The organism is Collinsella aerofaciens (genome assembly GCF_039836695.1).
Taxonomy (GTDB): domain Bacteria; phylum Actinomycetota; class Coriobacteriia; order Coriobacteriales; family Coriobacteriaceae; genus Collinsella; species Collinsella aerofaciens_BD.
On record NZ_JBDPAC010000005.1, the window covers coordinates 55,120 to 77,036 of the forward strand.

Sequence of the window (21,917 nt, forward strand, 5' to 3'; positions counted from 1 at the left end):
ATATACCCGGCCCTTCCCTTGCTTTGAACATAGATGGACTAATGGCGATAGACCATCGCTCCATATGGAGCTTTATCCTCCCAGGAAAACGATGAGGCGTCGCGAATGGGGAAGACGCCGATTATAGGTGCCTTCGTCCATTCGTCGGTATTCAGAATCGCGCCGTCCTTGTCATAGATCGGCTCGACCTGAGAACTCTGGACATCACGAATCCCCGGCCATTTATCAGCTATTGCGCCAAGCACCTCATCCGTAGGACAGGCTTCCTTTGAGGAAAGATAAACATAGTGCGGAATTGCATCGCTTGCGTTCCGCACTTCAAGGACGAAAGCATAGTCGCATGATGAGGCGTTTGGCTCATTGACCACAGGCCAATCGTCAGGGACAACGAGATACGAGCCACCTCGCAGGTCCACGCGTTTCATTGACGGCCCCTTATCAACAAGGCTGTCTTGCGGAACAAATCGCAGCATATGGTTACGAAGAGCCTTGTAATAAGAGAGCTTGTCATTTAAATCGTCGGCAGCGAGCGACAGGGACTCAGCATCGCCATATCCACTAAGCTCATCCTGAATAGACTTGACCCGCTGCGCACAAAAAGCACTCAGCTCTGCAGCCGCACCCTTGTTGACGCGGAGACAGAGACTCGCGAGAAGGTCGACCACTTCCCCCGGAGTCTTAAACTCTTGCGGATGTTGTTCCTTGAACATGCTGATGTTGTCATCGGTCTGTTCAAGGACGGTCGTCCCAAACTTTCGTTTTTTCGGTTTCCTGGAACGTTCCATTTCATCCTCCAATCGATTTTCATTGCAAGTATAACCCTGTTTTTCGAGGTAAAAGCGCTTATCCGAAACTTTTCAGAATCTTTTCTGAATCTTCAGCGCCTCGATTGCCAGAAGCAGTATCATCGAATTGCACAGATAAGCGAATGCCGGAATGGAGGTGCCCGAAGGAGGCCATAGAAACAAAAAGCCGCCCACCCCTCCCCTCTAGTCGCCAAACTGAGGTGGGGAGGAGTGAGCAGACCAAAGGAGATTCTACCATGGTAGATTCCGCTGTTCCCAAAGCGGGTATCGTGCCCGCTCCTCCTCGCGTCGTTCTGGGACGCGAGCATCTGCTCGGCGTCACCGAGATTCGTGAGTTGACCGGGCTTGGGGAGGTTGCCGCCGCATCGCTCATGAAAGAGAGCGGTCGCTGCCTCAAGCTTCATAGCCGCCTCTTCGTCATCGAGTCCAGCTTTTTTGAGTACCTTCACGAGTTGGAGGTGTCGGATCCGTGCAGCCTGTAGCCAATAGCTCATTCAACGTCGAAGCCGATCAGCTCAAGACCTATATCGAGGAAATGAACGGGCGTAAGCCCATGGCTCATATACGCAGCCTCCCATCTCTCGACAAGCTCATCGGAGGCGTCGTACCCGGAATCCTGACCATAGTCGGAGCGGCACCCGCTGCCGGCAAGACGACGCTCCTCAAGACCATCTCCGACGACCTCGCATCCCAAGGCGTGCCCACCGTCTTCTATTCCGCGGAACTCCCCGCGTATCGCATCGCCCAGAAGGGCATCACGCGCCTCGGCAATGGAGACTTCAGCCTTTCCGAGGCGACCGGGACCATCCCCGAGAAGAGGGAGGCATTTGAGCACGCCTGCGCCATCTACGCCGAGACCGTAGCACCTAACTCGTGCATCATGGACAGCCAAACGTCCATGGAAGATCTCGGGCGTTGCATCGGTGATTGCATTCACGAACGTGGGCAGCGCCCTGCCGTTTTTGTGGATTACCTTCAACTCATTGCAGCAACCAATTTCAATGTTCGCGCGGAAGAACGCGTTGTCATCACCGCTTGCGTCCAAGCCCTGGGCAACATCGCCCGGACGTATGACGTCCCCGTTTTCCTGATAAGCAGCGTCGCGCGCGATAAGTACAACGATGCGAACACCGAGCTCAACGTCTTCGCTGGCTCGCAGGGTATCGACTACGGCTCCGACAACGCTCTCTTCCTGCAGGTCGACGGCAGGGACAAGAAGGAGCGGAGGTACAACTCAGAGCTAGATGTTCGTCCCCTGCTCGTTCGCGTCCTTAAGGCACGCTATGGCACGCTTGGGAGCGCCAAGCTCACCTTCGACGCGCCCCATGCCACCTTCTATGACCAGGAGGGCTAGGCCATGCGCGGCAACAGCAAGACTGCGCATATCAACGTCCGAATGACCGAGGAGGAGCGTGCCGTCATCATGGCGCGCTCCTCTTCTTTTGACATGGCCCCATCGACGTTCATGCGCGAAGCTGCCCTCCGCATCGGGCAGAAGCCCGTCAAGGTCGCCGACGAGGCGACCTTGCGGCAAATCCTCCACCAGATGAAGAAACAGGGCGGAAACCTCAACCAGGCCGTCCATGCCGCAAACGCCTATGGCGTGGATGCGCAGACGGCCCGACAGCTCGCGGAGGCCGTCCGACTGGTGTCGAGCACGGCCTCGCAGCTTTCAAACCTCATCTCCAAGAATCGAGAACTATCATGAAAACCAAGATGCTCACAGCGCTCCTATCATCCCTTTTCCTAGCGATCCTCGCATGCCCCGTACTCGCCGCCCCCATCGACATGCTCGTCGCCGGGTACGGACTCGACGCATCGGCAATTCCCACAACGTTCGACGCGGAGACCGTCCTCGGCTGGTGGCTCTCGGACGGGTTCGTCACCCATCCCCTCGGGGCTTTGTTCGTCTTCCTCCTTGCACTCTGCGCCTGCGCCCTCATCGCCTACTCAAGCGCCCTCAAATCACGAGCCGAGGACGGCGGCGTGCTCGGCGACGCCCACGTCAAGACGGGCCGCGAGGTCGTGAAGGGGTCCATGACATGGGGCGGCTCGACGAACCCCTCGTCGCGCGGGTTCGTCTACGGTTTCACCAAATATCGCGGTAAGCCCTGCTATTTCTACGAGCCGAAGAAGATGATTTTCGTATCAGGGGCCACTGGGTCAGGTAAATCACGCTTCCTCTACCTCCCCTCAATCGACCTGCTCAGCCACGGCGACGCCTCCAACGGCTCCGAGCCCGCGACCCTCGTCGTCTCAGACGTGAAGAACGAGCTCATAGAGCTCACGGGCGATGAGCTTGCCCGTCGTGGCTACCGCGTCCTCCTGCTCGATACGCAGCACCCCTATCGCGGCCAGAGGTTCAACCCGCTCAAGCAGGTTCTCGACCTCCATGCCGAGGGGCGCGACCAGGAGGCCGAGCAGGCGGCGGACGCCATCGCGGAGCTCGTGGTGCAGGATGACGAGAAGGGCAAGGGTTCGCACTGGACGGCATCGGCCAGGGGCTTGCTCTCGGCCCTGGTCCTGCTGGTCTCCATGTCTGACGAGTGTCCCGAGGGATCGAGGCACCTCGCGACCGTCTGCGAGGTCTTGGACCGTGGCACCGAGGCCGAGGGCGACGACCCGGCCGAGCCTCTGAAGGCCGTCTTCCGCTCCCTGCCGAGCGGTCACCCCGCCAAGGGCAGGGCGTCGCAGTTCGTCTCCTCGGGCGGCAACGAGCTCAGGAGCATCCTCTCGACGCTCAAGGTGGCACTCCGCCCGTTCTCGTCCGCGCCGGTCGCATGGATGACCTCTGGCTCCGACATCGACCCGCGAACGGTGCTCACGGAGAAGAGTGCCGTCTTCCTCCACGTGCTCGACGAGGGCTCCCCCTACAACTGCATAGCGGCGATATTCCTCTCGCAGCTCTGGGCTTCGGTCCAGGCGGTCGCGGACGTGAACGGCGGAAAACTCCCCCGCCCCGTGCAGATACTCGGCGACGAGTGGGGCAACCTCCCCCGCGTCGAGTGCCTGCCCGCGCTCCTCAGCCTAGGACGCAGCTACGGTTGTTTCTGGGTCGGCGCGACGCAGGACGTATCCCAACTCAACAAGTACGGCGAGAAAGACGGCCGCAGGAAGATCCTCGCGAACTGCGGCATCAAGGTCGCGATGAAGCTCGCCGAGGAGGAGGACCGCCGGTACTTCACCGAGCTCATCGGCAAGACCACGCGCCACACGCAAGGCACGAGCAACGGCAGGGCCGCGTCAGGCACGTCCTCCTCGACGTCCTACAGCGAGAGCGCCGACGACGTGATACACCCCTGGGAGTGGCGCGACATGGCCCCGGACCGGGACGGGATCATCGTCGTGAAGCACGCGGACAACGGTATGCCCGCATGTCGAGCCGGCGTCTTCCGCTCCCCCGTCACCGACTGCACCAACACGCCCACAAGGGAGCACTTCGACCTCGGGACCCCCGAGCACGAGGCGGAGAACCGTCGCGCCTACCAGCGCCGCCTCGACGAGTCAGCTGCTGGGAAGATGCGCGAGGAGGCCTCGACCTGGTGCCCAAAGTGGCCCGAGCCGGAGAAGAAGAACGGGAGCAAGCCGGGCGGCAAATTCAGCGGGCTCTCGCTCGACTAGGGAGGCGACCATGACGGCGATAAAGCAGACGAGCGTCTGCAGCGAGAAGCACCTCGCGAGACTCAGGGATTACCTCTCCTGGGACCGCGACAAGGCGCTCGCCCACGGCACGCAGAACATTATCGACGATGACCGCTGGTTTCAGGAGATGGCAGACGCGAGGGCGGCCATGGGTCACGACAGGCCCGGCAAGGCCGGTGCCAAGTGTACCTACATGCAGCACCAGATACTCGGGTTCCTCCCAGACGAGTGCGACCTCAACGGCGGGAAGATGACGCCGGAGCTGTGCATGCGCTATGCGAGGGAGTACGTGGCCGAGCGCTACCCCAACCAGGAAGTCGTGATGGTGCTGCACCGCGAGCGCTGCCGCGCGGACGCCACCGACCGCTACGCCGTGCACCTCGGCATCAACCGCAGTGATCTGGAAACCGGCCGAAGGCTCGACGAGGGCCCCGCCCGAAAGGCGGCGGCATCACGCGTGAAGACCGTCCGTACCCTGGACGAAAGGTACGGCCTCAGGCAGCTTGAGCGCGGCAAGGCCAACTCGCGCGTCCACGCGAGGCAACCCGGCACGGAAGAGCGCGACATGGCCCGAAAGGGACAGGCCGAGCGCTCGGAGAACGCCCGCGTCCGCGTCGCGGTCGCCCGCCGAATCGAGGAGGTCGGGCGCATGCGCGACTGCCCCGACCGGATGGGCGAGCTTGAGCGGCGGCTCAAGCGGGACGGCATCGAGCTCGCCAGGTCGAAGGGCGGGAGCCTCCAGTACCGCTTCCCCTCGAAGTCTCTCGGGGGCATGAGGAAGGTCAACGGCGGAAGGCTCGGCTTTGCCGTCGACCGCTCGACTGGCATCGCCGTCCGCTTCACGCTGCGCGGGATAGCGACGGCGATGCGGGCGTTCTGGGAGCTTGAGCGCAGGGCGCTGGAGAACCAGAACGGCCGAGACGACTGAGCATTTGGGCCGGGACGCAACAGGCGTCCCGGCCCCTTCTTTTGCCCTTCGGTGAGAGCGACCTCGGAGCGGTTCGCCGTCCCGCCGCAGGCGGGCAAGATGATTCCGTGCAACGGAATCCATATCTTGCCTGCACGGAGCGAGCCGGTTGCCCAAGGCAACGCGAGCCCGGGCAGGTGAGCGCCGGTTGAACCGACGCCGAGGAGACGCGACCCTGGGGAGCGTCGCACGACGGCGCTCGGCGACCCGGCGCGAGAGGCCCAGCCCGGCGACCACGGCGGAGCGATGGCGACTTCTGGAAGCCATCGAGCGCAGCCGTTCGGCGGGCTGGGCCGGCGTGAGCGGAGGCGGACGAAACGCGACCCTGGGGAGCGTTGCCAGGGAGCCGCAGCGAGAGCGACGCCGTGCGTCGCGGGGGTCCCGCCCATAAGCGGGACCCATCGGCCGCAAGGCCGATTGCCGCGCCTCGGCCCTCTCGACCTGCGCGTCGGGGAGGAGTCGGCAGTAACCTCTCCCCGATCCACAACGGAGACCTAAAGCCGCTCGTACGCCCCCTTCACCAGCTCACCCATAAGCTGCCTTCGCTTGCCTAGGAACTCCTCGTAATCGAGGTCCTCAAACCCAACAGGCAGGGCATGCTCCTCGCAGTTGCGGCGATACTCGTCCTCCCCCAGCGCGGCGCGATACCTACGAACGTACTCATTCGGGGCGTCATCCGAGATGTAGATGTTGTTCTGGTAGTCAACAAGGGTGAAGTTGCCTCGGTTGCTGCGCTGTGAAAGGTAGCCCTTGGCCTTCAGGTAGTTATCCGGGAACAGATGATGCTTGTCCAGAGCCTTTTTGGAACCTGATGAGCCGGTAAGCAGCAGTTGAGAAAGAGGGGCCGTGCTGAACAGCGCCTTGGCACCGAGCACGACCTGAGCCGCGACGAAGCCCCACCAGGTCGGGCCCGTCGCCTCGTTTGCGTCGAGGGAGCTGGGCAGCGTGATGGAGAAATAATCGTCCGTCATGATGGCAGCGAGCCTACGGTCGAAGTACGCCCGGAACTCATCGGCGGTCTCAAGGCGCGAGACGTCGTTAAGCTGCTGCTCGAACTCGGATTCGAAGGACCCCACATAGAGCCCCGTTATGGCTGCGGCGAAATACCAGCGCCGCACGAGCCCGCGCACAGCCAGTGGCTCCATGTCGAACTCATAGCGCCCGATAAGGTAGAACGCATAGCAGAACATGAGCGCGTTGCCCGACCCCACCTGGTCAGAGCAGACGTAGCCCGCCTCCGCCAGCGTGTTGATGAAGGCATGCCAGTTGTTCAAGTCAAGCACGAGATCGAGGGCGCGACCGAACGTGGCAAAGTTCTCAGCTCGCGTCTCGGGCGTCGTTTCCTTTGTCTTGAGATCTCGCCCGCGAAGAATCTGGTAGGCATAACGCAGGCGACCCCTCTTGAACCCCACGCCCACCGTGGCGCGAATGATATGCGTCGGCGAGACGGTCATGAGCGGGTTGTACGAGGTGCCCTTTGCGGGCGCATGGCTCATGGCGCAGAACTCCTCTATACGCTCCCTCATGGCAGGTTCGTAGACCGAAAGCAGGGTCATGATGAAGTCATCCTGCTTAAGCGCCTGCCCTTGCGAGTTCACACGCACAAAGATGTCCGATACGGTCTCCTCGTCAGCCGATTCGGAAATCTCCAGCGTCGGCAGAAGATAACGCTCAAGCCCGAGTAATGCGTTGAGCCCGCTCTCGACGGCATCCTCGCCGTCATCGTCGAGTTCGGGTTCTCCCTTTTTGGCATTCGCCTCGTTAAGGCGCTTGATGAACGCCCTGCGATAGGCGCTCAGCTTGTTGTCGTGGTTCGCCGCGAAGGCCTCGGATACGTCCGGCACATAGCGCGAATCCTTCTCGGTCGAGGCGTCGGCATTCTTGAATGAGCGTGCGATGGGGTCGTAGGCGACCTTCACCGTACGCTCCCTGAAGTTCTTGTCTCGCACGGACACGCCGTACAGGGAGCTCAGAAGGGCAGTGAGTCTCTGCTGTCCGTCGATGACAAGGGACTTGGGGACGGCATACACCTTTTGGTTCGAGCCTATGGCAGACTTCTTGCCCGCGTTGTCGCTCGGAGAGTCCCACAGCATCACATAGCCAATAGGGTATCCGCGGAGCATGGAATCAAGCAGGTCGCGGACCTTTTCGTTGCCCCACACGAAGGGTCGTTGCAGGTCGGGCAGACCGATCTTGCCCGTCTGAACGTCCTTCAGGATGTTACCAACCTCCAGCGATATGGGGTTATAGATGGAATTTGGCACTATAGTTCACCGACCTTCTTGGCGTACAGGTTGAAAAGATGGGCGACTATCTTCTCCTCGTCCCCACCGAAGTCGACGCCATAGGCAGCTTCGACAGCAGCATCGAGCGCCTTATGCGCAGACATCAGCTCGGGGAAGAACGTTTCGTTCTTGGGATCGTACATGTCCGCGAGCGTCGCACCTTCTTGGGCATCCCGGGCGTCGAGCACGGCTTGGGCGCAACGCTCAACTTCTTCGCGTTGGGATTCCGTGGGCTCGGGCCAGACGAAGTTGTTGTAATCAATATTGGCCGAATACTGGTAATCGTCCTTCAATCTTCCGGTTACGATCCTAACCCATGCATTATGGAATTGAGATTGCAGAATGCCATAGTGATAGAGAGAGGCATTAGGTATCAATCTAACCTTGTTGCTGCAAAATATCTCTGGACCAACAAAGCCCATTGGAACACGTTTCCTTCTGCTTGAAGACACCTCTGGGATGATGATGGAACTTCCCTCGGGCATGTTCTCAACGTGAAATCTCGTTGGCTTATCTGCTATTTTCCGGGTTCCAGCGCTTTTACTTGCAAGCCTGTATTCACGAACCTGTTCTACTCTCTTTCTGCACTCAGGAAGCTGCTTTAGATCTGAGAAGGTTGCCTCCCCAAGCCACAGGCACCAGCGGTGATAGCCATGAATGAACTCTTTTGATCCAAGCCATGGATGGAAGAAGCCTTCGGCCTTTGGCTCTTTCTTCAGGAAATCGTCTTTCTCCTCATCGGTAAACAGGTAGAATCCCCCATCAATAGGTTTATTTCCGATGCCCATTTCCGGAACATCACAAATAGGCTTGCTGCGGCTGTAGATGAATACATCAGGGGCGTCTTTCAGATACGCATTGATTCGAGCCGTGGGAATCTGTTCTTCGTCGCTGTCCGGGGTCGCGTGGTAGAAGAGCGTCTTGGTCCCCGACTCGCGGGAGAACCCGACGATGACACAGAACACGTGCGCCTTGTCCGCAGCCTCGTTGTCCCACCTGAACGTGTTGTGCGCGAAGTCGATGTGGATACCCAGGTCGTGCAGGGGTTTCCAGAGGTTGGCGACCTGCTCGCCCTGACATATCGAGTTGGTAGAGACCAGGGCGCAGCGCGTGCGCTTTCCCTGCGTGAACCTCGCGGCCTTCATGTACCAGGCCCCGCAGTAGTCGATGTTGCCCGCGTTCTTCGCTCCATCGAAGACCTCAAGGAGCTCTGCCTTCTGCTCCTTGGATTGGTTGCGAGCACCCAGGAACGGCGGGTTGCCCACAAGATAAGTAAGGTCATCGGGGAACACCTCGGACCAATCGGTCTTGAGGGCGTTGCCCTCATGGAGGTTGCTGAGGCTCCTGAGCGGCAGGAAGTCGAAGTCATAACCGACGTATATCTCCTGCGTCTTTCGGAGCATCTGCTCCTCGGTGATCCAAAGGGCGGTCTTGGCGACCGAGACGGCGAAGTCGTTTATCTCGATGCCGTACAGTTGATCGAGAGATACGCGGACGGGGCTGTCCTGCGCAATGACGAGGGACGTCTGCCCCGCGTTGCCGGTTTCCTCGCTGAGCTCGTCCTCGATGATTCGGTTCTCGATGGTGCGCAGCTGCCGGTACGCCTCGGTAAGGAAGTTGCCCGAGCCGCACGCGGGGTCACCGATGGTGATGGAGGCAACCTTGTCGTGCAGCCTCGCCAGGGCCTGCTTGCGTTTCGTCGCCGTCCTCTCGCCCTCGGCCTCGTGCAGCTCGTCCCACAGCTCGTCGAGGAAGAGCGGCTTGAGGCAGCGCTCGATGTTCTCCACGCTCGTGTAGTGCATGCCCCCGGCATGGCGGGTCTCGGGGTTCAGCGTCCCCTCGAACACGCCGCCAAAGATGACGCCCGAGATCTCACGCCAATCGAAGTCCTGGGACGCGTCGGTGATGGCCTCGAGAATCTCCGGGGTCATCTGCGGGACGATGATGGAGGAGTCGGCGAACAGACCGCCGTTCACGTACGGGAAGGCCGCGAGGTCCTCGTCCATGTACTCGTCCCGCTTGTCCAGGGGCGTGTCGATCGCCTCGAACAGGTCCACCAGCTTGCGGCGGAGCTTGGCAGGGTCACCCTCGCAGTACCTACCGAACGCCTGGTGCGATTGCAGGAGGTCGGCGTCCTCGGCGTAAAGCAGGAAGATGATTCGGGTGATGAGCACGTTGAGCGAGCGTTGCTCCTCCTGCGCGCGCTCGTCCTTCTCCTCGATGTGGTGGTACTGCTTGGCGAGGGCATCGTAGAGCCTGGAGACGTAGGCCCCGGCCTCGATGGAGAGCTGCTGCTCCTTGTGCAGGCGGCTCGTCTCGTTGGAGGTCAGGAAGGAGAGAAGGTACAGGCTGTCCTGGAGCTCTTCGAGGGAGAACTCCTGCACGGTGTCCTCGGGCCGCTCGTTGTCGAGGTCGTAGAGGCGGAAGGTCCCGAAGTTGCACGTCATCACCCAGCGGGGGCGCTCGGAGTACGGCAGGTGCCGCGCGTACCACATGGCCTGCTGGAGCGGCGTCTCCATGCCGCCGTTTCTGGGCTCGGGTTTGTCGAGGTCGATACCCCACGACTTCTGCTCGCACAGGAAGTTGTGGTCGGAGACGAACACGTCGATGCGGCGGCCTCTCACCTTCCGCTCGAAGTCGACGAAGCTGTCTATGGTGTTGGACGGGATGCCCAGGACGTTGATGAGCAGATCTACCCAGAACTTTTGCGTGTCCTGCTGCTCGTTGTTGGAGCCCGCGGGGATGGCGGCAAGGCGCTTCTGCCACCGCTTGACGAACTCCTTTGCCTCTTTCTTGCTGGCAGGCATACCGGACCTCCTGCGTCGTTGTCACTTTCGGACAATTTTAAGGGGTAAAAGCCCTCTTCCAAGCGGAAGGGCGAGTTTTCAACGGTCCACGGTGTCGCAGGGTCCCAGGCGAAACCCGAAGACGCCGGGGGCTGTTGGAAACTCGCCCATCTCACAGCAACGTCACCCTAGGTTTTCAACGCTTTCCATGGCCGAAGGGCTTCTTATAAGCCCGTAGGCTGTGGGAAGGGTTGGAAACCGGACTTTGGGCATAGCCCTTCACAAAAAAACTTTCTACCCAAATTCTACCCAACTGACGTTAACGATGCCCTTATATAAGAAAGCAGGTCAGACGATTTATACCGTCTGACCTGCATTTACTTCTGGTGCCCCCGGGCGGATTCGAACCGTCGACACCCGCTTTAGGAGAGCGGTGCTCTATCCCCTGAGCTACGGAGGCATGTTGTACTAGTGTAGCAGATTTGCGCCACTGCCATGCAGCGCATAGCCACTCTTCGAAGTTACGGTGGAACAGCCTTCCGGAAAGCGTGTCCCACTATCCAGACGAAATCTGGGACGGGCTTTCCGGATGGGGCCTCTCTACGGAAACTACGACCCGGAATTTGAGCTCGAAACGGGATATGGTTTCCCAATTGAGCCTGTTCCGGAAACTGCATCCCAGAATAGGCGCTCAAACCGGGATGATATTTCCCCAACGACTACCCAACGACTAGTTACCTTTGTGGAAGAGGTTTTTGATAACGGAGGGGATGCTCTTGGCGCCCTTGGCCGTCACATCGATAAAGTCGGGCGAACGCACAAGCTTATCCTCGTCGACGTACTTGCGGACAGCACGAAGCGTCTCTTTGTCGTCGCGCGTCGAAAACGTAAAGTGACCGTTGTCCTTGGTGAAGATGGCAAAACGCGTGATCTTCTTGGTGCCGCGTAAAACCTCGGCGGCAATATAGTCGACCTCGTCCCACGGGATTTGAATATAATCCTCGGGATTGCGCTCGTTGTAATACTCGAACGCCTTATTGCCCACCATCACGTTACCGTGGCTGGTAAGCCCCATCAGGCAGGTTGCCGGCGTTGCCAGATCGACCGTGCTGTTCTGAGATTGCGCCATGCGCGCCTCGCCCTCCAAATAAAACAATCGGACCGCATCCAGTGTACCCACCGGGTGCGGTCCGTTTCAATGGCTCAAAAGCCCTTACCTAGCAACTCTCGGTCTTAAGCCGAAGCGTGCTTACATGAAGCCGCAGAAGCGACCGATGATGCCGACGGCGAAGAGAGCCAGGATGATGACGATCGGGCTGACCTTCTTCTTGAGGAGCTTGCAGACCAGCAGGGTCAGGCACACGGCGGCAAGGCCGGGGATGAGCTGATCGAGGTTGGCCTGAAGCGTGGTGACCTTCATCTGATCAAGGGCGGTAGCACCGACGGAGTTGTACATCGTCAGCGCTTCCTTGATACCCTCGGAACCGGAGGGCAGGCTAGCCCAGTCGATAAAGGCGCCAGCAGACTGCTTGACCGTGGAGACGATCGGGGTGAAGGAAATGGACACCCAGCGCTCGACCAGGGCGCCGATGATGAACATACCCAGGATGGAAGCGCCCTCGGTGACCTTGCCCATCAGACCACCGGAGAGGTCCTTGGCGATGGAGGAGCCGACCTTGTAGCCAAACTCCTGCGTGTACCACAGGAAAGCGTAACGGATGATGTTCCACGCGAAGAAGAACAGCAGCGGACCGACGATGCTGCCGGACATGGCCAGGGAAGCGCCCAGAGCGCCCAGAATCGGGCGAAGGGTGAACCAGAAGACGGGGTCGCCGACGCCGGCGAGCGGGCCCATCATACCGACCTTGACGCCCTGAATGGCGACGTCGTCAATCGGGGCACCGTTGGCGCGCTCCTCCTCGAGAGCGAGGGTAACGCCAATGACGGGGGCGGAAACATAGGGGTGAGTGTTATAGAACTCCAGGTGGCGCTTAAGAGCGGCAATCTGGTCATCCTTGCTGGTGTAGAGCTTCTTGATCGCAGGGATCATTGCGAAGCACCAGCCGCCGTTCTGCATACGCTCGTAGTTCCACGAGCCCTGAAGGAACTGATGACGGAAGCAAACCTTCTTGCGGTCAGCCTTGGTGAGCTGAATCTTGTTCTCTGCCATATGTATCACTCCCCTCCTACTCGTAATCGTTCAGAATGTCGCCGAGCGGGTCGCCGGAGCCACCGCCCATGCCGCCACCCTGCTTGGCCAGATCCTTAAGGCCAAGGTAGATGAGGGCAAGGGAGATGCCGATGAGACCAAGGGCGATCAGCGTGAGCTGAGGGATGGCAGCAAGGACAAAGCCGAGGACGAAGAACGGCCAGGTCTCCTTGGTGGCCATCATGTTGATGACCATGGCGTAACCGACGGAAGCGACCATGCCGCCGCCGACAGCCATGCCGCCGGACAGCCAGTCGGGCATAGCGTTAAGCGCGTTGGTAACGGCCTCGGCCGGGATGACGCACAGAAGCACTGCCGGGATGGCGATACGAAGGCCCTGCATGAGGATGGCAGCATACTGCCAGCGCTCGATGCCGGAGAAGTCGCCCTTCTCGGCGCAACCGTCCATGGCGTGAGCGATAGCGGTAGCAATGGTACGGCAGATCATGGTCAGGAACAGACCAGCGACCGACAGCGGGACGGCGACGGCGATAGCGGTGGTAACGGCCTTGGCCGAATCGGTGGCGCCACCGTTGAGGGCGAGCACCATGATGATCGAAGAAGCGACCGAGGCCAGAGCGGCGTCAGGCGCGACAGCGGCGCCGACGTTAGCCCAGCCAAGGGCCATCATCTGGAGCGAACCGCCTAGGAGGATACCCTCCTGAAGGTGACCGGTTACGAGACCGATAAGCGTGCATGCCACGAGCGGCTGATGGAACTGGAACTCATCCAGAATGCCTTCCATACCGGCAAGCAACGCGACAATCGCAACAAGCAGAATAGTGATTGCAGACATGTATCGGACCCTCCTTTACTATGCTTGAGCGGCCAGTTCGGCCTTAGCTTTCTTCAACATGGCGTCGAGATCCTCGGAGGAATCCGAAGGAACCTTGCGGACCTCGAACTTGACGCCCTTGGCCTTGAGAGCCTCGAGAGTCTTGACGTCGTCATCGCCCATAGCGACGGCGTTGGTGACGACGACCTTGCCCTTGGAGTGAGCCATGGAACCGATGTTGACTTCCTTGATGTCGACGCCGGCCTCGATGGCCTTGAGCAGATCCTGCGGGTTCTCGAAGAGCAGCATGGCCTTGGTGCCACCAAAGCGCGTGTCCTTGACGACCTCGGCCATCTTCTTGATGGGAACGACGTTGGCATGGACTCCCGGAGGGGCAGCCTGCTCGATCATGGTCTTGCGGAGCTCGTCGTGAGCAACGCCGTCGGAAACCACGATGATGCGGTTGGGGTTGATCTGCTTGGTCCACGTGGTGGCCACCTGACCATGAAGCAGACGGGTGTCGATACGGACGTGGGCGATCTTGATGTGCCCATCGCCGATGACCGTTCCCGGGGGGATGGCGCCTGCAGGAGCAGCGGCGGCCGCAGCCGGCTTCTTCTCCTCGGGCTCCAGAGACTCGGGCTTGACGCGCACGCCAGCCTTAGCCTCAGTCACGAGATGTTTTGCGATCGCATGTGCAGTGTTCTTTGCGTCAAAGCGCTGCGAATATGCCTCGATGAGCATAGGCAGGTTGACACCGGTGACGATAGCCCAGGAATCGTGGCCCTCGATGAGCCCGCTGATCTGGTTGAACGGCGTGCCGCCCCACAGATCAACGAGGAAGAGCACCTGCTCCTGGTCTTCGAAGGAAGCGATTGCTTCCTCGACCTTGGCACGGAAGTCGTCGGGGCCCATGCTCGGCTCGAGCGAGACCACGGCAACAGACGGCTGATCGCCAAAGACCATCGAGCCCGTCTGCTTGATTCCAGCTGCCAAGTCCCCGTGGCTAGCAAGAACAATACTTACCATCACATAACCTCCTTTTTGTCTACGTATTTCCTACATGACATGAAGGAAGTATACCTGTTTGGTTTGTGGAATTATAGCTAAATTCGTAAAAGGTTGCATTATTTGTTTAAACGTCTAAGTTTGTTACAAATTGATTACGCTGCTGCTTTTCGACTCATTACCCGCCAAAGCGTCACTCATCAAGCCATGTACTTTACAGATACAAGCAGGCTGTTCATTAATAACGATTTTTAGCAAGTGCGAATGTACTTGTACTACTGCTATTTTGTTTAAACAGACATGACTTGACTATTATCGTGACTTATGTTCTAGCGCAAGTAGTCGTTGGTGACGTCCCCAACGACTAGGGGTTAGACGATGTGGAGGGGGTTGGCGGCGTCGACGGCATCGGGGGCGTCGGAGGGGTCATCGGGGACAGCGCCTGCCGGGTCCTCGTCGGGGGTCTCGATCTGCTTAATCATGACCTCCTGGCCCTGCAGCAGGTATGTCTCGCCGCTGCCGCAATGGGGGCAGGTCTTGCCGTGCTCGACCGTCGCGTAGTCGCGGCCGCATGCCTCGCAATGCGTCACGGCCTCGACGGGCTCCACAATAAGCTCCGCGCCCTGCGTGATGGGCTTTTTATCTGCCGCCCAGCGCCAGGCGTCGAGCAGCAAGTCGGGAACGACGCCCGAGACCTCGCCCAACAGCAGCGTGACGCTCGAAACGCGACTCACCCCATTGGCGCGCGCCACGTTCTCAACATCGCGAATGATGTGATAGACGATTCCCAATTCATGCAAGGTAGAAACCTTTCAACAACGGTTAGTGCGATGTCAGCCAAACGTCAGTGAGCGACGCTCTGCGCCGCTCACTGACTTGTCAGGTTCTTTTACTTCTTCCCAAATTTGATCTTAATTGCACGCTTCAATGCGTACTTGCCCAGGCTCGGGAGCTTTTGCTCGTATTTGACCATCGTGGAGCACTCGGGGCGATCGCGATCAAGGTGGATGGCATCGAACGCGCACTTGGTGGTGCACAGACCACAGCCGATGCACTTGTTGGGATCGACGATTGAGGCACCGCAGCCCAGGCAGCGGGCGGTCTCGGCGCGCACCTGCTCCTCGGTAAAGGTCTCGACGTACTCGCTAAAGGGTGCAGCCTTCTCGCGGTCGCGGTCGACATGTGCCACCTCGCGACTCGCGTTGTCATAGCTCTCAATCACGACATCGTCGCGGTCGAGCGCGGTGTAGTGGCGCTGGTTGCGGCCGATGGTGAGCGTGGAGCCCGGCTGCACAAAGCGATGGATGGACACGGCGGCCTCGTGGCCGGCGGCAATGGCGTCGATGGCAAAGCTCGGCCCGGTATAGACGTCGCCGCCCACAAAGATGTCGGGCTCGGCGGTCTGGTAGGTCTGGGGGTCGGCAAGAGCACCCTGGCCGCGGCCAAGCTCCACCTTGGAGCCAGCCAGCAGGTCGCCCCACACAATGGACTGGCCAATCGACATGACGACACGGTCGGCATCAACACGGCGCAGATCGTTCTCGTCGTACTCGGGCGCAAAACGACCCTCGTCGTCATAGACGCGCGTGCAGCGCTTGAAGGTGATGCCGCACACACGACCGGCCTCGTCAAGGTGAACCTCCTTGGGGCCCCAGCCGCAGCTGATGTGGGCGCCGTCCTCAACGGCCTCGCGACGCTCCTCCTCGCTGGCGGGCATCTGAGCCTCGCTCTCCAGGCAGAACATCTCAACGTGCTCGGAGCCCAGACGGCAGGCGTTGCGTGCGACGTCGATAGCCACGTTGCCGCCGCCCACCACGATGGTGCGGCCGGGCAGCGCGTCGATCTTGCCACTGTTGACCTCGCGCAAGAAGTCGACGGCCACGGTCACGTCCTCGGCATCCTCGCCCGGAATACCGGCGAGGCGACCGCCCTGGCAGCCGATGGCAACATAAAAGGCCTTAAAACCCTGCTCGCGCAGCTCGTCGAGCGTCACATCGCGACCGACCTCCACGCCATAGCGGAACTCGGCACCCATCAGGCGAATGATCTCGACCTCGGCCTCGATAACGTCCTTCTGCAGCTTAAAGCTGGGAATGCCGTAGGTGAGCATGCCGCCCGGGCGCTCGTTTTTCTCGAACACGACGGGCTTGTAGCCCTTCTCGGCCAGATAGAAGGCACAGGACAGACCTGCCGGACCGGCACCGATGATGGCGATCTTCTGGTCGAAGCCGCCGGCACGCGTCGGGGTCACCACGGGTGGGACATAGCGGGTCGCGACATCAAGATCGCGCTGGGCGATGAACTTCTTGACCTCGTCGATAGCCACGGCGGCGTCCACACGGCCGCGGGTGCAAGCATCCTCACAGCGGCGGTTGCACACGCGGCCGCAGATAGCGGGCAGCGGGTTCTCACGCTTGATGAGCGCCAGCGCCTCGTCATAGCGGCCCTGCGCCGCGAGCTTTAAGTAGCCCTGAACGGCAACGTGCGCGGGGCAGGCCGTCTTGCAGGGCGCGGTGCCGGACTCATGCGTCTCGATGCGGTTGTCGTTGCGATAGTTGGGCGACCACTTGGTGTGGTCCCACTTGGTGGCATCGGGCAGCTCCTGGCGCGGATACTCGGGCACCTGTCCGCCCGCCTTTTTGCTGCAGAGCTTCTGGCCGAGTTTGGCGGCACCGGCCGGGCACACCTCAACGCAGCGACCGCAGGCCACGCACTTGTCCTTCTCGACCTTGGCGACATAGGCAGAGCGCGACAGGTTGGGTGTGTTGAACAGCTGAGATGTGCGCAGGGCGTAGCACACGTTGACGTTGCAGTTGCAGATTGCGAAGATCTTGTTCTCGCCGTCGATATTGGTGATCTGGTGCACAAAGCCGTTGTCCTCGGCCTGGCGCAAGATGTCGTAGACCTCTTCGCGCGTCACGTAATGGCCGCGGTCGGTCTCGACCACATAGTCGGCCATGTCGCCCACGGCAATGCACCAGTCGGCGGGGTCGTCGGCGCAGCCCTCGCCCATCACGCGACGGCTCGCGCGACAGCTGCAGGTGCTGGCGGCATATTTGCCATCGTATTTGTCGAGCCAATGCTCGATATGCTCGATCGGCACCGAGGTGCTCGTGGCATCAATGGCCTTCTCGACCGGAATGACGTGCATGCCGATGCCGGCGCCTCCGGGCGGCACCATCGGCGTGGCCTTGGACAGCGGCCCCTTGGACGCCTGCTCAAAAAACTTGGCATAGACCGGATGCTCCTCGAGCTGGCTCACGCGCATGTTGAGGAACTCGGCGGAACCCGGTACCAGCATGGGCAGCACCCACTGCTTGGCGCGCTCGGGATTTTCCCAGTTGTACTCGAGCAGACCCGTGTAGCTCATGTCGTCGAGCATCTTCTCGATCTGGGCCTCGGGCATGCCGGTGAGTTTGACCATCTCGGGCAGCGTATAGGGACGGCGCATCTTCATCTTGCAGAGCACTTCGGCCTGCTCGTCGGTTGCGGCCTCGGCAAACGACCAGTACTCGTAGCCCAGCAGCTCGTCGCGATGCAGCAGACGGTTGGTGCAGTGCTCGCACAGCTTGACGATTGCCTCGCGCGGATGCTCCGGCAGCGGCGGCACAAACTCCGCACCGATATCGGGCTCGGTGTAGCTAATTCCCGGTCCGTTGAGAATCATGGTTGTCCCTTCTCTTGCCACAGCCCGGCGAGACCGCGGCGCCCCTCTTTTTTGCAGGCCGGACATGCCCCCATGCCGTTCACCCGCCATTGTTGACATTGTGTCAAAAATAGTATTGACGAACCGTCAACAATATTCAAGACTGTTAGGCGAACGGTCGGGCTCAAACGGATGAAAGGCGGCAAGCGCATGAGCGATAATGCAGCGAACACTTCTGTGGCCGACGCCGTCCCCGCGCCCGACAGCGCGGCCAAGCGTCTGACGGGCGACGAGCGTCGTCGCGAGATTCTCGCCGCCGTTCGCGCCGTGAGTTCCGAGCTGGGCGTGTCGCATCTTTCGGTATCGGCCGTGACCAAGCGAGCCGGCTGTACGCGCTCATTGTTCTACCACTACTTTGCCGATATGGACGCCGCCGTCACCGCCGTCATGGACGAGGCAATCGACGGTTTTATCTCCGAGCTCGAGCAGTGGAATGCCAGCCGCACGGTTGGCGACATCGAAGGCGCACTCGACACCGTCGCCCCGCTCTTCAAGCGCCTGGTCGCCAGCGGCCACGAGCTGCCAAGCACGCTCACCTCGAGCAGCGGCGCACTCTACGGCGGCTTTCTGCACAACGTGGTCCAGCGCGTGGCTCAGTATATCTGCGACACCACCGTGGTGGATTTTGTCACCCATCATGAGCTACGCATCGACCATGTCTACGAGACGTTCTACACCCTCATCATGGGGTTGTTGATGTATATCCGCACGCACCCCGATGTGCCCGACGAGACGGTCAAGGAAATCATCGCCTCGACACTCCACATCGAGGGCTATACCGCCAAGTATCCGGAGCGCAAGCCCCAGAACTGACGACATTTGGCCAAACTGCCCGCGATCAGAAGAGGGGCCGCGGGCGTGTGAAAGGAGAGCAGCATGCTGTTCGACGTTTGGGTAGCGATACCCTTATCCACTGGGCTGGCTGGGCCATGGTCTTTATTGGCCTGATTGTGCTCAACGAGGTCGGCCGCCGCACCAAGCTGGGCGCGGCAATCATCTTTGGCGTGGCTCCGCTGGCCATGACCATCTACTGCGTCGCCATCGCCGTGGGCGTTTCGCAAGGTGCCGAGTGGGCGCTCACCAACCCCACCCATGTGTACCAGAACAGCTGGTTCCACTACGCCAAGGTATACGCGGCGCTGGCCGGTTGCTGGGGCTTCATTGCCATTAAGTACCAGTGGGGCAAGATCGGCAAGGCGCATTGGTTCCGCGCGTGGCCGTTTGTGATCGTCGCCATCAACATCTTGATCGCCGTCGTGTCCGACTTCGAGAGCGCCTATCACTTCTTTGTCCTGGGCGAGTCCACCTGGGTCACTTCCGAGGGTGCCACACAGCTTGCCGGCTGGAACAACGTGTTCAACGGCATCGCCGGTCTCATCAACATCTTCTGCATGACCGGTTGGTGGAGCGTCTACGCCTCCGAGGACAAGACCGACATGCTGTGGCCCGACATGACCTGGGTCTACATCATCGCCTACGATATCTGGAACTTCTGCTACACCTACAACTGCCTGCCCACCCACTCCTGGTTCTGCGGCTTTGCACTGCTGCTGGCGCCCACCGTCGCCGCCTTTATCTGGAACAAGGGCGGCTGGATCCAGAACCGCGCCTTTACGCTGGCCATTTGGTGCATGTTTGCCCAGGTGTTCCCCTACTTCCAGGAGGAGTCCATCTTTGTGACCCACTCCACGCTCGACCCCGGCGCCGCCACCGCGGTCTCGATTGCCGCGCTGGTCGCCAACGTCGCCGCGATCATCTACATCGCCTACCGCGCCAAGAAGCTCGGCCGCAATCCCTACAAGCAGGATGTCTTTGAGGGCACCAGCGATTGGGAGAAGGCCACCGCTCGTCGCGCCAAGGTCGATTACGCTCACGCCGAGTAACATGTTGGTCGCTGTTGGCACCTGGGCATAGGCCCGCCCGCCAGGTTTTTCATCCAATGTCTCGCAGAGCCCCCGGAAAGCGTTTCGCTCGCTTTTCGGGGGCTTTTGTCATTGCGTCTCTATTCATCTATTCAAAAACACGCGCATATATAAAATCGGATTTCAAATCATGCGGCGGCTCTATAGGGTCCCGTTTTTGGGTACAGTGTTGTCCCGATATTGAGCTTGGGGGATATATGAAAGATGAGACGACGGGCCAAGAGGACGCGGTCCAAGATGCAGAAGCGTGTGCCGAGGCCCTGGAGAGCCTAGACCGGATTTCGCTTGACGATGTTGCGTTTGACGATTCGAGCGTTGATGTGCAGGATGAGTCGGAAATCGAGGCGCAGCCCGATGATCGGGATGCAAAAGACGATGGCGTCGCGCCCGCCGAAGACGAGGCGGGGCACGAGGAATCCGAATGCGAGGCCGACGACCAGCCTGGATCCGACACGAGCGAGGAAACCATCTTGCTCGACAACTTGCCGGCCGAAGATTCGCTGACCCGCGAGCTCCCTGGCTTAGGCTCTGCGCCTGCCGTGGACGAGACCATCGCCATGGGCGATATTCCCCTACCGTCCGTTCCTTCGGCACGCGAAGCCGAGGTTCGTCATCGTAAGATGTCGCCCAAGCGCCGCAACCTGATGGTTGCCGGCGTTGTGGCCGTCGCGCTCGTCGCCGGCGGCGCAGGCTATGCTGCTTGGAACGGATACCAGCAAGAGCAGGCCGCCGTGCTTGCCGCAAACGCCCATACCATGATGTCGGTGCAGATTGGCGTGCATGCCGCGGGCCTCGACTGCTCAACTGGCTCCAAGATTCCCGTGCAGGTGAGCGGGCAGGATTCCGACGGTTCTTCCGTGAGCGAAACGCTCTACGTTGACGGGCACGGTCGCGGCATTAAGCTGCTGCCCGGCGATTACACGTTCTCCATCGCCGCCTCCCCCATCGCGGCCGACGGCACCATCTACACCGTCCCGACCACCAAGGCCCAGGTTACGGTCAAGAATGACGGGCAGGATCTGCGCGCTCAAGCCACCTTTAAGCTTAAGGTGCCCTCAGCCGACACGGTGACCGACGACCAGATCGATGCCGCCGCCAAGTACGCCGAAGAAGGCGGCGCGAGCTCTGCCGCCGCGGCAAAGATACTCCAGCAGGTGGCAATTAAGCGCCGCGATGCCGCTGCCAACGCCGTAAGCGCAAGCGAGGCTCAGTCCGCCCGCGATGCCGACGCTCGGCACAAGGCGACGAACCTGTATCAGCTCGATATTCCGGTTGAGTGGTATGGCAAGGTCGCAACCTGGCAGAACGGCAACACGCTGTGCATTTATCTGGACGGCGACACCAACACACCGCTCGTGACGCTCGTCGCGGTGCGCGATGGCGAGACCTTTACGCCCGACGACGGCGATACGGTTTTGGGCACGGTCAGCCTAGGCAACGGCTACACCGTCTACGCCAGCGGCCCTGTCTATCCGTACGTGATTCCGCAAACCGTTAATGGACACACGCAGAACCCCGTGTCGACCTACCCCATGGATACGGCGATTGAGCTTGTCGAGCTCACGACCGGCAACCGCTACACATACAGCCAGATCAAAAACGACCTGGTCGGTAAAGACGGCAAGGCCGACGCCGCGACCAAACTCGAGACCGACTACCTCGCCCAGATTCTCCTGCCGAGCATCAAATCCCAGGACTAGCCGGCCCGAAGACAGCCGCCCAACACCCCATCCCTAACGCAGTTGCGGTGAAATAGGGACTGTTTTTGCTGGTCAAACCGCAAAACAATCCCTATTTCACCGCAACTTATT

At 60.3% G+C, this 21,917-nt stretch carries 17 protein-coding genes and 1 tRNA gene; 8 read left to right on the plus strand and 10 right to left on the minus strand.

Annotated elements, in window-relative coordinates:
- Positions 1-38: 38 nt before the first annotated feature.
- Positions 39-785, minus strand: coding sequence for a hypothetical protein (locus tag ABG996_RS03945; protein WP_347478446.1), 747 nt, complete (start codon positions 783-785; stop codon positions 39-41).
- Between the two features lie 257 nt (positions 786-1,042).
- Here ABG996_RS03945 and ABG996_RS03950 point away from each other — a divergent pair, with 257 nt between their 5' ends.
- The 5 genes from ABG996_RS03950 to ABG996_RS03970 are packed head-to-tail and all read left to right on the plus strand — an operon-like array spanning position 1,043 to position 5,376.
- Positions 1,043-1,288: a hypothetical protein gene (locus tag ABG996_RS03950; protein ID WP_347478445.1), complete on the plus strand. Its 246-nt coding sequence runs from the start codon at positions 1,043-1,045 to the stop codon at positions 1,286-1,288.
- Entirely contained in the window at positions 1,276-2,160 is an 885-nt protein-coding gene (locus tag ABG996_RS03955; RefSeq protein WP_347478444.1) for a DnaB-like helicase C-terminal domain-containing protein, read from the plus strand. The genes ABG996_RS03950 and ABG996_RS03955 overlap by 13 nt, the downstream gene beginning before the upstream one ends.
- A gap of 3 nt (positions 2,161-2,163) precedes the next feature.
- Positions 2,164-2,514, plus strand: coding sequence for a plasmid mobilization protein (locus ABG996_RS03960; protein ID WP_347478443.1), 351 nt, complete (start codon positions 2,164-2,166; stop codon positions 2,512-2,514).
- The gene (locus tag ABG996_RS03965; RefSeq protein WP_347478442.1) at positions 2,511-4,427 is read left to right on the plus strand and encodes a type IV secretory system conjugative DNA transfer family protein; all 1,917 of its coding nucleotides are present in this window, start codon (positions 2,511-2,513) and stop codon (positions 4,425-4,427) included. Before ABG996_RS03960 ends, ABG996_RS03965 begins: the two co-directional genes overlap by 4 nt.
- Before the next feature lie 10 nt (positions 4,428-4,437).
- Positions 4,438-5,376, plus strand: coding sequence for a relaxase family protein (locus ABG996_RS03970; RefSeq protein WP_347478441.1), 939 nt, complete (start codon positions 4,438-4,440; stop codon positions 5,374-5,376).
- A 533-nt stretch (positions 5,377-5,909) separates the two neighbouring features.
- Here ABG996_RS03970 and ABG996_RS03975 read toward each other — a convergent pair.
- The 9 genes from ABG996_RS03975 to ABG996_RS04015 form a co-directional block, all read right to left on the minus strand.
- The gene (locus tag ABG996_RS03975) at positions 5,910-7,679 is read right to left on the minus strand and encodes a GmrSD restriction endonuclease domain-containing protein (RefSeq protein ID WP_347478440.1); all 1,770 of its coding nucleotides are present in this window, start codon (positions 7,677-7,679) and stop codon (positions 5,910-5,912) included.
- Positions 7,679-10,507, minus strand: a complete 2,829-nt coding sequence (locus tag ABG996_RS03980) for a DNA methyltransferase (RefSeq protein WP_347478439.1) — start codon at positions 10,505-10,507, stop codon at positions 7,679-7,681. Before ABG996_RS03980 ends, ABG996_RS03975 begins: the two co-directional genes overlap by 1 nt.
- A gap of 363 nt (positions 10,508-10,870) precedes the next feature.
- Positions 10,871-10,946: transfer RNA gene (locus ABG996_RS03985), tRNA-Arg, on the minus strand.
- Between the two features lie 270 nt (positions 10,947-11,216).
- On the minus strand, positions 11,217-11,615 hold the full coding sequence (locus ABG996_RS03990; RefSeq protein WP_006235193.1) for a DUF956 family protein: 399 nt from the start codon (positions 11,613-11,615) through the stop codon (positions 11,217-11,219).
- A gap of 120 nt (positions 11,616-11,735) precedes the next feature.
- Entirely contained in the window at positions 11,736-12,656 is a 921-nt protein-coding gene (locus ABG996_RS03995) for a PTS system mannose/fructose/sorbose family transporter subunit IID (protein WP_055310058.1), read from the minus strand.
- A gap of 16 nt (positions 12,657-12,672) precedes the next feature.
- Positions 12,673-13,491, minus strand: coding sequence for a PTS mannose/fructose/sorbose transporter subunit IIC (locus tag ABG996_RS04000; RefSeq protein WP_006235195.1), 819 nt, complete (start codon positions 13,489-13,491; stop codon positions 12,673-12,675).
- Positions 13,492-13,509: 18 nt separating this feature from the next.
- Positions 13,510-14,499, minus strand: coding sequence for a PTS sugar transporter subunit IIB (locus ABG996_RS04005; protein WP_347478438.1), 990 nt, complete (start codon positions 14,497-14,499; stop codon positions 13,510-13,512).
- A 350-nt stretch (positions 14,500-14,849) separates the two neighbouring features.
- Entirely contained in the window at positions 14,850-15,278 is a 429-nt protein-coding gene (locus ABG996_RS04010) for a hydrogenase maturation nickel metallochaperone HypA/HybF (protein ID WP_347478437.1), read from the minus strand.
- A gap of 89 nt (positions 15,279-15,367) precedes the next feature.
- Positions 15,368-18,145 carry an FAD-dependent oxidoreductase gene (locus ABG996_RS04015; RefSeq protein WP_347478436.1) on the minus strand — a complete coding sequence of 926 codons (2,778 nt, stop codon included), beginning with the start codon at positions 18,143-18,145 and terminating at the stop codon, positions 15,368-15,370.
- Positions 18,146-18,334: 189 nt separating this feature from the next.
- Here ABG996_RS04015 and ABG996_RS04020 point away from each other — a divergent pair, with 189 nt between their 5' ends.
- The 3 genes from ABG996_RS04020 (at position 18,335) to ABG996_RS04030 (ending at position 21,806) form a co-directional block, all read left to right on the plus strand.
- Positions 18,335-18,997, plus strand: a complete 663-nt coding sequence (locus ABG996_RS04020; RefSeq protein ID WP_347478435.1) for a TetR/AcrR family transcriptional regulator — start codon at positions 18,335-18,337, stop codon at positions 18,995-18,997.
- Positions 18,998-19,044: 47 nt separating this feature from the next.
- Complete coding sequence (locus tag ABG996_RS04025; RefSeq protein ID WP_347478434.1) at positions 19,045-20,067, plus strand: DUF5692 family protein; 1,023 nt, start codon at positions 19,045-19,047, stop codon at positions 20,065-20,067.
- A gap of 236 nt (positions 20,068-20,303) precedes the next feature.
- A complete protein-coding gene (locus tag ABG996_RS04030) occupies positions 20,304-21,806 on the plus strand; it encodes a hypothetical protein (protein WP_347478433.1) in 1,503 nt (500 codons plus the stop codon).
- The last annotated feature ends 111 nt before the right edge of the window (positions 21,807-21,917 follow it).